Source organism: Nocardia sp. NBC_00565 (assembly GCF_036345915.1).
In the GTDB taxonomy this organism is placed as follows: domain Bacteria; phylum Actinomycetota; class Actinomycetes; order Mycobacteriales; family Mycobacteriaceae; genus Nocardia.
On the sequence record NZ_CP107785.1, the window covers coordinates 1,093,272 to 1,105,924 of the forward strand.

Sequence of the window (12,653 nt, forward strand, 5' to 3'; positions counted from 1 at the left end):
ACGTTTGCTCAGCTGAGTCGACGTGGGTGACGGTATGGCATCGGAGGTCGGAGATGTCGCGCTGGAGGCCCAGTCGCTGGTGAAACGCTACGGCGGTGTCGAGGCGTTGCGGGGAGCCAACTTTCAGGTCCGAGCCGGTGAGGTCGTCGCGTTGATCGGTGATAACGGCGCGGGCAAATCCACACTGGTGAAATGCCTTTCGGGGGCCGAACAACCGGACTCGGGGACGATCCTGCTCGACCGAACTCCAACCGTATTGAGCACACCGACCGCCGCGCGCAGGCTGGGTGTGGAAACGGTGTACCAAGACCTCGCCGTCGCACCCGATCTCGACCCCGCCGCGAACCTGTTTCTCGGCCGAGAGTTGGTTCGCCGCGGCTTGGCGGGCAAGCTCGGCATGCTCGACAAGAGTGCGATGCGAACCCAAGCCGTCGAACACTTTCGGCGGCTCGGTGTCACGCTGCAGCGCACCGATGTGCCGATCGGCACACTGTCGGGCGGGCAGCGCCAGAGTGTGGCCGTGGCGCGCGCGGTGATGTGGGCGAGCAAGGTCGTGTTCATGGACGAGCCGACCGCTGCCCTCGGCGTGGTGCAGCGTGAGCGGGTGCTCGAAGTGATCCGCAAGGTGCGCGACCAGGGCATCGCCGTCGTGCTGATCAGCCACAATATGCCCGAGGTGCTGGCCGTGGCCGACCGGATCGAGGTGCTGCGCCTCGGTAAGCGGGTGGCCCGGTTCGCCGCCGCCGATGCGACCCTGGAGCAATTGGTCGGCGCGATGACCGGTGCCCTGTCACACGAGGACGCCGAATGACCAAAGCGGTGGAGGCCGATGGCGGCCCCGATCTGCCGGAACGCACTGTCCTGCAACGACTACTCGGCGCCAGCACGGTGTGGATCGGTGTGGTGCTCGTCGTACTGTGCGTGGTCTTCAGCATCCTGCGCCCCGACGCCTTCCCGACCCGCTTCACCTTGCAGACCCTGCTCATCGAAACCTCGGTGCTGCTTGTCCTTTCGGTCGGGATGACCTTCGTGATCATCACCTCCGGCATCGACCTCTCGGTCGGCATGGTGCTGATCTTCGCCGGGGTACTCGGCGCGAAGACGATGGAATGGCTGAGCCCCGACGAGAACGCCACCTCGGCGGGGTGGGGGATCATCGGTCTCGGCTTCCTCATGTCCGTTGTGGGCGGCGGCATTTGGGGACTGCTCAATGGAATTCTGGTTGCCAAGGCCAAGATTCCGCCGCTGATCGTCACGCTCGGATCGTTCGGCGCGGCACTCGGTGCGGCGCAGCTGATCACCGGCGGCGTCGACACCAGGACCGTGCCCGATAAGCTGCGCGACTCGCTGGGTTTCGGGACATCGCTCGGCGGCGTGCCCAATCTGGTGCTGGTCGCCACCGTGGTGACGGTGCTCGCGGCATGGGTGCTGCACACCACCCGATTCGGCCGCTACACCTACGCGATCGGCTCCAACGAAGAGGCCGCCCGACGCTCGGGCATCGCGGTCACCCGTCACCTCGTGCTGGTCTACCTGATGACCGGATTGCTCGCCGGGCTGGCCGGATTCATGAATCTGGCCTACTTCGGTACCACCACCATCGGCGGGCACGGCACCGACAATCTGGATGCCATCGCCGGTGTGGTCATCGGCGGGACAAGCCTTTTCGGCGGTATCGGCACGATCGTCGGCACGGTCATCGGCGTGTTCATTCCGTCGGTGCTGCGCAAGGGTTTCGTCATCGCGGGGGTGCCAGTGTTCTGGCAGCCGATCGCGGTGAGCGCGGTTCTGGTCGGGGCGGTGTGGTTCGACCAACTGCGTCGCCGGGCCCGGGACCGCAAGTAGAGAGGTATGCAGTTACAACGCTGCGCGAGAAGAGAATAAGGCGGAGGTAGCCAGATGAGGGTGGCGAAGCGGACCGCGGTGGTGATCGGCGCGATGGCGGCGGTCGGCACATTGGTGGTGGGATGTGGTGGCTCGGTGAGCAATTCCGGCGGAACGGATGCCAAGAAATTGGTGCTGATTCCCGGCGTCGCCGACGAACCCTTCTACATCTCCATGCAGTGCGGCGCGCAGGACGAGGCGAGCAAGCTCGGCTACAAGCTCGAGACACAGGCTCCGACGAAGTTCGACGCGGGCGCACAGACTCCGGTGCTGACCGGTGTGGTGGCCAATAAGCCGGGCGGCATCCTGATCGCCCCCACGCATGCGACGGCGATGGCGAATCCGCTCGAGCAGGCCAGGGACGCCGGGATCAAAATCGTCGAAGTCGATACGGCGCTGGATGATACGTCGATCGCGCTGTCCTCGATCGCCTCCGATAACAAGAAGGGTGGTGAGCTCGCGGCGCAGACGCTGGCGAAGTTGATCGGTGATAAGGGACCCGTACTGGTTATCAACACCAAGGCCGGAACCTCCACCACGGACGCGCGTGCGCAGGGCTTCGAGGATGCGGTGAAGGCGTATCCGGGCATCACCTCGCTCGGCGTGCAGTACAACAATAACGAAGCGGCACAGGCGGCTTCGATCGTCACCGCGACGTTGGCCGCCCATCCCGACCTCGCCGGAATCTTCGCCACCAACCTGAGTTCGGCCGAGGGCGCGGCCACCGGACTGCGCAATGCCAACAAGCTCGGCCAGGTCAAGCTGGTCGGCTTCGACGCGAGCCCGAAGCAGGTCGAGGATCTGAAAGCCGGTACCGTGCAGGCGCTCATCGCGCAGGACCCGGGCGGTATCGGAGCCAAGGGTGTCGACCAGGCCGCCGCCGCGCTGGAGGGCAAGCCGGTGACCCGCAATATCCAGACGGATATGGTGGCGATCACCCAGGCCGATATGGACGCGAATTCCAAGTACTTCTACAAGCGCAAGTGCTGAGGTAGGCAGTCGGCGGTTCGGATATCGATTCGGCGGCCGCTAATCCTCAACGCGCACTGTGTAGCCCGAGTTCTTCAGCGCGGTGAGCACATCGTCGCGGTGTGTCGGACCCCGAGTCTCCAGGGTGAGCGATACTTCGACCTCATCCACCGCGAGCCGGCCGCCGGTCCGCGAGTGCACCACATCGACGACGCTCGCACCGGTCTCGCCGACCACCGCGAGCAACCCGCTCAGCGCACCCGGCCGGTCCGAAATCGTCACGCGCACAGCCAGATAGCGGCCGGCGGCACCCAGGCCGTGGCCGATGATCCTGGTCAGCATCATCGGGTCGATATTGCCGCCGGACAGGATCGCGCATACCGGACCCTGGAGGCCGAGTTCCTCGGGCGCGCAACTCATCAGGGCCGCCACGGCCGCCGCACCCGCGGGTTCGACGATCAGTTTCGCACGCTCCAGACACAGCAGCAGCGCCTTGGACAGCGCGTCCTCGCCGACGGTCAACATTGTCGGCACATGCGCCGCGACATGCGCGAACGGCACCTCTCCCGGCAGTCCCACCGCGATGCCGTCGGCCATCGTCGACATCCGCGCGACCCGCACCGGCTTGCCCGCCGCCAGCGAATCCGGCCACGCGGCCGCCGCTGCCGCCTGCACCCCGATCACGCGCACCCGCGGGGCCACGTGATGCAGCGCGATGGCGACCCCGGCCAGTAGCCCACCGCCGCCGGTCGGCACGATCACCGTCCCGACCTCCGGCATCTGCTCGATGATCTCCAACGCCACCGTCGCCTGCCCGGCCACGATATCGGCGTGGTCGAACGGATGGATCAAGGTCGCACCGGTCTGCTCAGCGAATTCTGTTGCCGCGTCCAGCGAGTCGTCGATGGTTTCACCCACCTGCCGCACCTCGGCCCCATAAGCCTTGGTGGCCACCAGCTTCGGCAGCGACGCACCCACCGGCATGAACACCGTCGACCGAATCCCCAATGACGCCGCGGCCCACGCAACCCCCTGTGCGTGATTGCCCGCACTTGCCGCGACCACGCCGCGCGCCCGGTCCCGCGCCGAAAGATTCGCGATCCGGAAATACGCTCCCCGCGGCTTGAACGATCCGGTGCGCTGCAAGTTCTCACACTTGAGCCGAACCTCGGTCCCGGCCCGCTCGGACAACACCCGTGACGATACGACCGGCGTCCGCCGAATCACCGGCGCCAATGCCGCCGCGGACGCCTCGATCCGCTCCAGTCCCAGCAACTCCATGCGCCCATGCTGCCAGCCCGCACCTCGAATGCGAACCGACAGGTCGAAATCATCCGATGATTGCGTTGTCAGCCTTCCTTCGCCAGATTGTGGGCGATGGTTCCGAGACGGGCCAAGCGGGCGTCGCCCAGCGGCGTGAGTTTCCCACCGAGTCGATTGGTGACGAAGGCGAGCGACATCCCGGTCGCCGGATCGGCGAACGCGCCCGAGCCGCCAAGGCCGAAATGGCCGAAGGCGGAGACAGGTTCGGCCTTGGATGGCTTCATCGGGACGCCGTGATAGCCCAGCGCCCAGGGGATACGGAAAGCCAGAACGTAGTCGGGGGTGAAGACCTGGCGCTGGGCGATCCGCCCGACCGTTTCCGGACGCAGCAGCTGGAAGTCCCCGAGTCGACCTTCGGTGGCGAGGGCGCTGTACATCCGGGCCAGCGCGCGAGCGGAGAAGACGCCGTTCACACCTGGTATGACCGAATCGTGCAGTCGCGGATCGGCGACCATATCGGCGAAACCGCGGGGCGTGGTTTCGACAGCGGCCGCGAACCGGGTTTTCTCCATCAGCCGCGCACCATTCTCCCAACTCATTCCGGCGACGGTCAGGCGCGGGAAGTTGGTGGCGATACGAGCGCGCTCACTATCCGGCACCCGGAACCAGAGTTCTTCCGCGGCAAGCGGTTTAGCGATCTCCGTGCGCAGGACCTCGGTGAAGTCCGCGCCGGTGACGCGGCGGATCAGCTCGGCGACCAAGTGCCCGAAGGAGATTCCGTGATATCCGCTGGTGTGCCGGTGCCGCGGGTCGGGCGGGCAGGCCGCGAGCGCGGCGGTGACTTCGGCATCGTCGAAGAAGCGTTCCACCGGGCCGGGCAGCAGTTCGCGCAGCCGATGCAGGCCCGCCCGGTGCGTCAGCATCTCCCGGACCGTGATGCGTTCCTTGCCCGCGGCGGCGAATTCGGGCCAGTAGGTCGCGACCGGCTCGTCGTAGTCGAAGAGTCCGCGTTCGGCCAGCCGGTGGGCCAGGGTCGAGACCACGCCCTTGCCAGTGGAGTAGGCCATCGCCACGGTGTCGGCGGCCCACGGCACGCCGGGGTGCGCGAATCCCGCCCACACATCCACCACCGGCTCGCCGTGCTGGTAGACCACGAGCGCACCGCCGCCATCGGCGGGGCGCCGGAAGAGCCTGTCGAATTCGGCGACCAGGCGCACATAGCGACGATCCACCGACTGCGTTGCCGTAAGTGTCATCGGAATACCCTCTGTCGTTCGACCGACCAACAGCATGGCACGGTGGTCCCCAACCCGAGTCGAGCCCACCATGCGACCGGTCGGTTCGGTGAACTTTTCCTGGTCGTCACATCCGTGACCGAGATCGCAACACAGCTCGCATAGCGTGTGCGCATGCCCCCGAGACGACGATCGGCGCTGCTAGCGAGGCTGGTTGTCGACGAACCAGGCCGACCGCAAGTGATCCTCGGTGAACTCCGCCGGGTGATTCTGGACGGGGCCGTACCCCCGTGCACTCTGATTCCGCTGCGCGAGGTGGCCGAATTGTTCGGCGTCAGCCACATCCCGGTGCGCGAGGCGCTCAAGACGCTGATCGGAGAGGGGCTGGTCACGCATCGGCCGCATGGCGGGTACGCGGTGGCCCAGCTGACCTCCAATGAGCTGCGCGAAATGTACATCGTGCGGGAAACCCTCGAAACCGCCTCGTTGGTCGCGGCGGCCCGAAATGCCTCCGATGCCGAGCGCGCCCAGCTACTCGAGGTGAATTCGCTATTGGAACAGGCGATTCGAGACGATGATCCGGTCGCCTACCACCGGCAGTCGCGCCACTTCCACGTGGCGCTGACCAAGCCGTCGCGCATGTTCCGACTGCTGCACATGCTCGAGTCGGCGTGGAATGTCACCGAGCCGGTGCAGTCGATGGTGCATATCGGCCGCGCCGATCGAGTGCGCCTGCATACCGATCACGCGCTGATGCTCGATGCGTTCATGGCGCGGGACGTGGACCGTCTGCTGCTGGTCGCCGAACGGCATCACCGCAGGTTGGAGACGGTGATCGCGACGCTGCCCACCGATACCGGGCTGCTCGCGCCGGAAGATATATCTGCCGCGCAATAGTCGGGCAATAACTGCGCAATGGGTGGGCAATGCGCGGTTTCTACGGTCGTTTCGATCACAGTTTCGCCCTCGGATGGGAAAACACCATGACCGAAACGCTCACTACACCGGCTCCGCCCGTCAGCGCGCCACCCGCCTATGACCCGCGGCTGACCAACGCGGACTTGGCCCCGCTGCGCAAGCAGACCTGGGGTTCCTACAACATCTTCGCGTTCTGGATGTCGGACGTGCACAGTGTCGGCGGTTATGTCACCGCGGGCAGTCTGTTCGCACTCGGGCTGGCCAGCTGGCAGGTGCTCGCGGCGCTGCTGATCGGGATCACGATCGTCTACTTCTTCTGCAATCTGGTCGCCAAGCCGAGTCAGGTGACCGGTGTGCCGTATCCGGTCATGTGCCGCAGTGTGTTCGGCGTGCTCGGCGCGAATATCCCGGCCATCATCCGCGGTTTGATCGCCGTCGCCTGGTACGGCATTCAGACCTTCCTCGCCTCGGCGGCGCTGGATGTCGTACTGGTGAAACTGTTTCCGGGATTGGCCCCGTACGCGGTCGTCGACGACTATGGGTTCCTCGGTCTTTCGCTGCTCGGGTGGGGTAGCTACCTGCTGCTGTGGGTGGTGCAGGCCTGCGTGTTCTGGCGCGGTATGGAATCGATCCGCAAGTTCATCGACTTCTGCGGTCCCGCTGTGTATGTCGTGATGTTCCTGCTGTGCGGTTACCTGATCGCCAAGGCGGGCTGGAGTGCCATCGACCTGAAGCTGGGTGCGGTGAAGTACTCCGGTTGGGCCTCGGTGCCGGTCATGCTCGGCGCGATCGCGCTGGTGGTCTCCTATTTCTCCGGTCCGATGCTGAACTTCGGCGACTTCTCCCGCTACGGAAAGAGTTTCGCCGCGGTCCGGCGTGGCAACCTGCTCGGGCTGCCGGTCAATTTCCTGCTGTTCTCGTTGCTGGTCGTGATCACCGCATCGCTGACGGTCCCGGTCTACGGTGAGCTGATCACCGATCCCGTGGCGACCGTGGCACGTATCGACAGCACCTTCGCGATCGTGTTGGGCGCGTTGACCTTCACCGTCGCCACCATCGGCATCAATATCGTGGCCAATTTCATCTCCCCGGCGTTCGATTTCTCGCACGTCAGCCCGCAGAAGATCAGCTGGCGCGCGGGCGGCATGATCGCCGCGGTCGGCTCGATCCTGATCACGCCGTGGAATCTGTACAACAATCCCGAGGTCATCCACTACACGCTCGAGGTGCTCGGGGCCTTCATCGGCCCGCTGTTCGGTGTGCTCATCGCGGACTACTACCTGGTGCGCAAGCAGCGGGTCATCGTCGACGATCTGTTCACCATGTCGGAGACCGGAACCTACTGGTACCGCAACGGTTATAACCCGGCTGCGATCGCCGCCACCGCCGTCGGCGCGATCATCGCGGTGATCCCGGTGCTCGCCAAGGATGTCACCGGCATGTACACCACCGCGCAGTACAGCTGGTTCATCGGCTGTGGCCTCGGTTTCCTCGCTTACTACGTGCTGGCCACCCGAACCAGGTTGGCAGTGCGGGGAGTTAGCGCCTGATGCGCATCCGGGTCGTCAACCCGAACACCACGCGGGTGATGACCGACACGATCGAGCAGTGTGCCCGGGCCGTCACGGGCCAGGGCACACTGCTCGACGCGGTCACCGCGGAGATGGGTCCGGCCTCGATCGAGAGCCACTATGACGAAGCCCTCAGCGTTCCAGGCATTCTCGCCGCGATTCAGCGTGGTGAACGGGAAGGCGTCGACGGCTACGTGATCGCCTGCTTCGGTGATCCGGGTCTGGACGCGGCTCGAGAACTGGCCGGCGGCCCGGTGATCGGTATCGCGGAGGCGGCGATGCACACGGCCAGCCACCTCGGCCGCGGCTTCAGTGTCGTCACCACATTGAGCCGCACCATCGGCCGCGCCGAGGATCTGGTGGAGCGCTATGGCATGCGACGTTTCAGTCGCGGCATCCACGCCTGTGAAATTCCGGTGCTCGCCCTGGACACCGATCCGGCGGCCCGCAAGATCGTCACCGAAGCCTGCCGCGACGCCGTCGACACCGACGGATCCGATGCCATCGTGCTCGGCTGCGCGGGCATGGCCGACCTGTGCGAGCACATTCGCGAGGAGATCGGCGTACCGGTCATCGACGGTGTCGCCGCGGCCACGCTGACCGTACAGTCGCTGATCACGCTCGGCCTGCGCAAGTCGGGGAGGGCAGAGTTCGCCCCACCACCACCGAAGCCCTACTCGGGACTTCTGCGATCCTTCGGCGCGAATCGTTGAGCGGGGGAGGGGATTCGCCGCGTAGAAGTCAGGCGGCGACGGCGGCGGTCAGCGTCTCGAGGGCGGCATCCGGGTCGTCGACATCGACGACGAGGCGGGTGAAGCCCGGGCCTACCAGGTCGATGAGGATGGCCTGACCGTCGAACCTGGTGTCCCAGAATTCTTTTCGGCGTCGACCTCGGTAGGTACCCGCCGCGATCACGCCGGGAAAGAAGGTGCCGGGGGCGCGGACCCACGGCGGGCGCAGATCGACCGGGGCCGGGGTGACCTCCTTGATATCCGCCAGGTCGAAGGTCACGTGCTCGCGCAGGGCCAGCAGCCGGTGCCCGCCGAGTACGTGAACCGTCACTCTGTCGTCCGTGACTTCGACTTCGACCATCGTGCACCTCGCTAGTTCCGTGAACTCGTCCTCGCTCCAGGATCCGAGTCGCTCCTGTTCGCACCCTGTGCCGTTCCTGTGAGTTCTCGAAGGTTTCTCGGTCGCCCGTCGTCGAGCGGCGGGGCGTGAAAGGGCGGTGAAACCCCCGTGAGATTTCCCGAATCGACACTCTGATGCGTATTCACTCAGATCATTCGGGAGGAAGCAGATGAAGGTTACAACTCTGTTGGCGGTACGAGCAGCCGTCTTGGCCTTGACCGGATCGGCGATCGCCGGCGTGTTCGGCGCGGCCGGTTCCGCGCACGCCGAATTCGGTTACTGGTTGTTGTACAACCGAGGGACGGGCATGTGCGCGACCACCCAGGACGATCCAGCGAACGGAATCACCGGCACCGCCCGATTCGCGCCCTGCGACGCCAACGATCGTCGTCAGTGGTTCTTGCGCGCCACCACTGGTCCGGACACGATCGCGTTCAGCACCTACGAGGTGAATTCGAGGGGCCAGCACCGATGCATCCAAAATGCCGAGGGCGGTTGGGGTTTGGCCTTTCTCGCCGTCTGTGACAACAACAACTATCGGCAGTCCTTCAACGTCGAATTCGTCGTCCGCCCGGATGGCACCGGCAGCGAAATCTACCGCGCCAACCTCGATAACCGCCGCCTCAGCGTCCCCTACGCCGCAGGCACGTCCTACGTCACCATCCGCAACGACTTCCCGAATGAAGACCCGCGGACCCAATGGGACCGACTCGCCACCAACTGACACCACAGCTCGGGCGTCCGCTCCCGGCGAGATGTGAGGCATTCGGACCGAGCCGCACACTTGGTCGCCCGCACTTGACTTGCCGAAACGTAGATATGCGCATCAAGGCATGAGAGTGGCCGGTGACCATGACCCAGCCCACCGTCGGCCCACTGGAGGTCATCGACGGACTGGGTCGTGGTCACCATGCGCGGATCAGCGCCGACTACGAGATGATGACGCCGGAGATGGTCGGCCACTGCTTCGGCCTGGTCTGCGCACCGGCATCGGACGGGTCAGCGGTACGACCTTCCAATGACCGCGGCGCTCAGCTGACCCGGGCCCCCTCGTCGGCGATATCGAGCACACCCAGCAGCCACGGGGTGTAGCTGCCGGGATCGTCGGCGATGGCGTCGCGTAGCGCGTCGGGCTGGATCCACGCATGGTCGGCCACTTCGGCGGGATCGGGGCGCGGTGCCGCGGTCCGCAAGAACTCGGCATTGAGCCGCCCGATGAGCACGTGATCCCATTCGTGTTCCACCCGGCCGGTCGAGGAGTCCTCCGCGTGGTACCGATAGATACCCACCTCGGTGAGCGCGGTGGCCAACCCCATCTCCTCGGCCAGCCGGACCGCCGCGGCCGCCACCACCGGCTCGCCCGGTGCCGGATGGCCACAGCAGGTGTTGGCCCACAGCAGCGGAAACCGCGTCTTCACTGCGGCGCGCTGCTGCAACAGCACCCGCCCGGCCTCGTCGAACAGCAGCACCGAGAACGCGCGGTGCAGCAGCCCTGGCGCGGTATGAGCCTGCGCCACCGGGCACGCGCCGACCGGCTGTCCGGCCTCGTCGACGAGTTCAACGGGTAGGGCTTCGCGGTCGGTGATCGGCTCGGCCAGGGTTTCTGTCACAGCTCCGCCTCGCTGGCACTCGGCTGCGCTGCGACAGACTGTGCTGTGTCCATGGTTCCTCCGCTGCGCTCCGTCACTTGCCCACCTTATCGGCGGCAATCAGCAGGTACTGGAAGCTGCCCTCCTTGTAGGCGGTCAGGAACGGCTTCTCCACACCGGTCGCGAGCTCGGATTCGGTGCGCAGTTCCCAGTAGGGGATGGTCGCGGCGGTCAGGTCGACCACATCGATCGGCACCAGATTGTGTTCGGCCATGGCCCGGAAGTACTCGCTGCGTGGATGGATCATGCACCCGTAGTGGGCGTCGATCCAGCTGACCGAGGACGAACGCCCGCCGGTGACATCGTTGGAGCAGCCGGTGATGCAAACATAGCGCCCGCCCGGTTCGAGCAACCGGGAGAACTCGTCGAACAGATCGGACAGATCCACGTACATGGTGGTTTCGTTGGTCCAGAGGCCGCGCACGGATCCGGTGTCGAAGCCGGTGTCGAGCATATTCCGGAAGTGGAAGCGCACCTTGTCCGCGACGCCGCGGTGCGCGGCCTGATCATTGGCGAAGCCGACCTGATATTCGGAGATGGTGACGCCGTCGACTTGGCATCCGAACCGCTGATTGGCCATGAAACTGGTGCCGCCGCGACCGGATCCGCCGTCCAGCAGTCGATCACCGGGCCGGATGTCGCCCAGGTGGTCGAGCAGCAGCGTGGCCTGCGCGGTCTCCAGCCGGTGTAGTTCTTTGACGATCCGCTCCTCGCGGGTGTCCGCCGGTCCGGCCAGCGCCGTCGGATCCGGTTCGCCGATGCCGTAGTGGTGGTGGAAGAGGCCGTCGACCTCACCGAGTTTGACATTGACCCGGTCGTCGTTCGGGTTGTTGTTCCAGTACTCGGCGACGGACTTCTGGTAGCTGGTGCGCAGGACGGACCCGGTACCGGGATTGAGCATGGTCATGCCTGATCATCCTCTCGTGTTGCGTTACTACTGATTGCCTTGCGGTACTGGCTAATTCGCGTGCGCGATGAACCAGCCGGCGATCTCGGTACGCAATCGGGCGAGCTGGGCCGGGGTCGCATACCGGGACAGATGCTCGAAGGACGTACGGAACGCGCGCAGGATCGGATCGGCCTGCATCGCCCGTTCCAGCTGTGGCGCGTATCTCGCTGGCAGATGGACGGGATCCATTGCGGCGGCGGCTAATTCGAGCCGAGGACCGAGTTCGGTCTCGGCCTTGGATGCGGTGCCGTCTGGCGCGGTGTCATCGGCGTCTTCCTCGCAGTAGTAATCGTCGACCGACCATTCGGAGACCGCGCATTTCGCGGCTGCGAGCAGCCGATCGGGATCATTGCTGTCCGGATGGGCGAGCATGATCAGGCGGCCGAAGTCGGCATCCCGCAGCTCGTCCAGTCGTCCGGCGTAGAGGCCGATGTCCTGCGCCCAGGCGACGAGCCCGTCGTTGACCAGTTCGGCCAACGCCGGGTCATCGCGGACCGGTGGTGGACAGTACAGCGGTGGAATCGGTGCCGCAGTGCCGTGCAAGTAGGCCGATGCGGTGCCCAATCCGGTGGGGCCGAGTGGAATTCGACCCTGCGTTGGTGTTGGGGCGGATCCTGTCGGCGCGGCCCCCTGCGCCGCGCCGACAGCGATCGGTGTGGCGGCTGAGGCCACCGGTGGCGGCTGGAAGCCAGCCGCCGGGATAGTAGGTGTGCGTGCGGGGTCGGGTACCTGAGTAGCAGGTAGTCCCGTTTCGGCAGGCGTGGTCGGCGGGAGTAGGAGCGCAGCCGCGCCGAGTCCGCTGGGTCCGAGCAGGCTGCCCGGACCAGGGCCCGTAGGTTCGGCGGGTCGGTCCAGTTCGGGCGAATCAGCCTCCACCACCTGGGTTTCGGATGATTCTTCGGGAACTGCTGTGCATTGGAGAGTTTCCGTGCTTTCGAGTAGATCCGAGGTATCCGGTGATTCCGGATCCTCCAGCGGTAGCGTCGGTGGAGCGGTGGTATCGAGGTTCGACAGCAGCGCGGCGACAGCGACGGCCACGTCATGCGTGGCTGGCGCCGCCGAGGCTCGGGAGAGCACCGACATC

13 protein-coding genes are annotated in these 12,653 nt (G+C 65.7%); 7 read left to right on the forward strand and 6 right to left on the reverse strand.

Annotation, left to right across the window (positions count from 1 at the left end; genetic code table 11):
- Positions 1-34 precede the first annotated feature (34 nt).
- Genes OG874_RS05385 through OG874_RS05395 form a run of 3 tightly spaced genes read left to right on the forward strand, consistent with a single transcriptional unit; the run spans position 35 to position 2,874 of the window.
- The gene (locus OG874_RS05385) at positions 35-811 is read left to right on the forward strand and encodes an ATP-binding cassette domain-containing protein (RefSeq protein ID WP_330254020.1); all 777 of its coding nucleotides are present in this window, start codon (positions 35-37) and stop codon (positions 809-811) included.
- A complete protein-coding gene (locus OG874_RS05390) occupies positions 808-1,845 on the forward strand; it encodes an ABC transporter permease (RefSeq protein WP_330254021.1) in 1,038 nt (345 codons plus the stop codon). Before OG874_RS05385 ends, OG874_RS05390 begins: the two co-directional genes overlap by 4 nt.
- A 54-nt stretch (positions 1,846-1,899) precedes the next feature.
- The gene (locus OG874_RS05395; RefSeq protein WP_330254022.1) at positions 1,900-2,874 is read left to right on the forward strand and encodes an ABC transporter substrate-binding protein; all 975 of its coding nucleotides are present in this window, start codon (positions 1,900-1,902) and stop codon (positions 2,872-2,874) included.
- Positions 2,875-2,913: 39 nt separating this feature from the next.
- Here the strand turns inward: OG874_RS05395 and ilvA are convergent, their stop codons facing one another.
- Complete coding sequence (gene ilvA / locus OG874_RS05400) at positions 2,914-4,134, reverse strand: threonine ammonia-lyase (RefSeq protein WP_330254023.1); 1,221 nt, start codon at positions 4,132-4,134, stop codon at positions 2,914-2,916.
- Positions 4,135-4,202: 68 nt separating this feature from the next.
- Positions 4,203-5,372 carry a serine hydrolase domain-containing protein gene (locus tag OG874_RS05405; RefSeq protein ID WP_330254024.1) on the reverse strand — a complete coding sequence of 390 codons (1,170 nt, stop codon included), beginning with the start codon at positions 5,370-5,372 and terminating at the stop codon, positions 4,203-4,205.
- Between the two features lie 153 nt (positions 5,373-5,525).
- Between OG874_RS05405 and OG874_RS05410 the strand changes: the two genes are divergently transcribed.
- The 3 genes from OG874_RS05410 to OG874_RS05420 all read left to right on the forward strand — a co-directional run bounded on the left by OG874_RS05410 (position 5,526) and on the right by OG874_RS05420 (position 8,553).
- Entirely contained in the window at positions 5,526-6,248 is a 723-nt protein-coding gene (locus tag OG874_RS05410; RefSeq protein WP_330254025.1) for a GntR family transcriptional regulator, read from the forward strand.
- Positions 6,249-6,334: 86 nt separating this feature from the next.
- Entirely contained in the window at positions 6,335-7,819 is a 1,485-nt protein-coding gene (locus tag OG874_RS05415; RefSeq protein WP_330254026.1) for an NCS1 family nucleobase:cation symporter-1, read from the forward strand.
- Positions 7,819-8,553, forward strand: a complete 735-nt coding sequence (locus OG874_RS05420) for an aspartate/glutamate racemase family protein (RefSeq protein WP_330254027.1) — start codon at positions 7,819-7,821, stop codon at positions 8,551-8,553. The genes OG874_RS05415 and OG874_RS05420 overlap by 1 nt, the downstream gene beginning before the upstream one ends.
- 28 nt (positions 8,554-8,581) lie before the next feature.
- Here OG874_RS05420 and OG874_RS05425 read toward each other — a convergent pair whose 3' ends face one another.
- On the reverse strand, positions 8,582-8,932 hold the full coding sequence (locus tag OG874_RS05425; protein ID WP_330254028.1) for a hypothetical protein: 351 nt from the start codon (positions 8,930-8,932) through the stop codon (positions 8,582-8,584).
- Positions 8,933-9,140: 208 nt separating this feature from the next.
- Between OG874_RS05425 and OG874_RS05430 the strand changes: the two genes are divergently transcribed.
- Positions 9,141-9,695, forward strand: a complete 555-nt coding sequence (locus OG874_RS05430) for a hypothetical protein (protein ID WP_330254029.1) — start codon at positions 9,141-9,143, stop codon at positions 9,693-9,695.
- 307 nt (positions 9,696-10,002) lie between these two features.
- On the opposite strand, the gene idi is transcribed toward OG874_RS05430, so the two are convergent.
- From idi to OG874_RS05445, 3 genes are all read right to left on the reverse strand, one after another.
- Entirely contained in the window at positions 10,003-10,581 is a 579-nt protein-coding gene (idi, locus tag OG874_RS05435) for an isopentenyl-diphosphate Delta-isomerase (RefSeq protein ID WP_330254030.1), read from the reverse strand.
- 73 nt (positions 10,582-10,654) lie between these two features.
- On the reverse strand, positions 10,655-11,527 hold the full coding sequence (locus OG874_RS05440; RefSeq protein ID WP_330254031.1) for a geranyl diphosphate 2-C-methyltransferase: 873 nt from the start codon (positions 11,525-11,527) through the stop codon (positions 10,655-10,657).
- A 51-nt stretch (positions 11,528-11,578) separates the two neighbouring features.
- Positions 11,579-12,652, reverse strand: a complete 1,074-nt coding sequence (locus OG874_RS05445) for a hypothetical protein (protein ID WP_330254032.1) — start codon at positions 12,650-12,652, stop codon at positions 11,579-11,581.
- Position 12,653: the final 1 nt, after the last annotated feature.

What these genes read in the sequence shown, in the direction of transcription:
- OG874_RS05385 (WP_330254020.1), top strand. Translation starts at nt 35, where the DNA reads ATGGCATCGGAGGTCGGAGATGTCGCGCTGGAGGCCCAGTCGCTGGTG.
- OG874_RS05390 (WP_330254021.1), top strand. Translation starts at nt 808, where the DNA reads ATGACCAAAGCGGTGGAGGCCGATGGCGGCCCCGATCTGCCGGAACGC.
- OG874_RS05395 (WP_330254022.1), top strand. Translation starts at nt 1,900, where the DNA reads ATGAGGGTGGCGAAGCGGACCGCGGTGGTGATCGGCGCGATGGCGGCG.
- ilvA (WP_330254023.1), bottom strand. Translation starts at nt 4,134, where the DNA reads ATGGAGTTGCTGGGACTGGAGCGGATCGAGGCGTCCGCGGCGGCATTG.
- OG874_RS05405 (WP_330254024.1), bottom strand. Translation starts at nt 5,372, where the DNA reads ATGACACTTACGGCAACGCAGTCGGTGGATCGTCGCTATGTGCGCCTG.
- OG874_RS05410 (WP_330254025.1), top strand. Translation starts at nt 5,526, where the DNA reads ATGCCCCCGAGACGACGATCGGCGCTGCTAGCGAGGCTGGTTGTCGAC.
- OG874_RS05415 (WP_330254026.1), top strand. Translation starts at nt 6,335, where the DNA reads ATGACCGAAACGCTCACTACACCGGCTCCGCCCGTCAGCGCGCCACCC.
- OG874_RS05420 (WP_330254027.1), top strand. Translation starts at nt 7,819, where the DNA reads ATGCGCATCCGGGTCGTCAACCCGAACACCACGCGGGTGATGACCGAC.
- OG874_RS05425 (WP_330254028.1), bottom strand. Translation starts at nt 8,932, where the DNA reads ATGGTCGAAGTCGAAGTCACGGACGACAGAGTGACGGTTCACGTACTC.
- OG874_RS05430 (WP_330254029.1), top strand. Translation starts at nt 9,141, where the DNA reads ATGAAGGTTACAACTCTGTTGGCGGTACGAGCAGCCGTCTTGGCCTTG.
- OG874_RS05440 (WP_330254031.1), bottom strand. Translation starts at nt 11,527, where the DNA reads ATGACCATGCTCAATCCCGGTACCGGGTCCGTCCTGCGCACCAGCTAC.
- OG874_RS05445 (WP_330254032.1), bottom strand. Translation starts at nt 12,652, where the DNA reads ATGTCGGTGCTCTCCCGAGCCTCGGCGGCGCCAGCCACGCATGACGTG.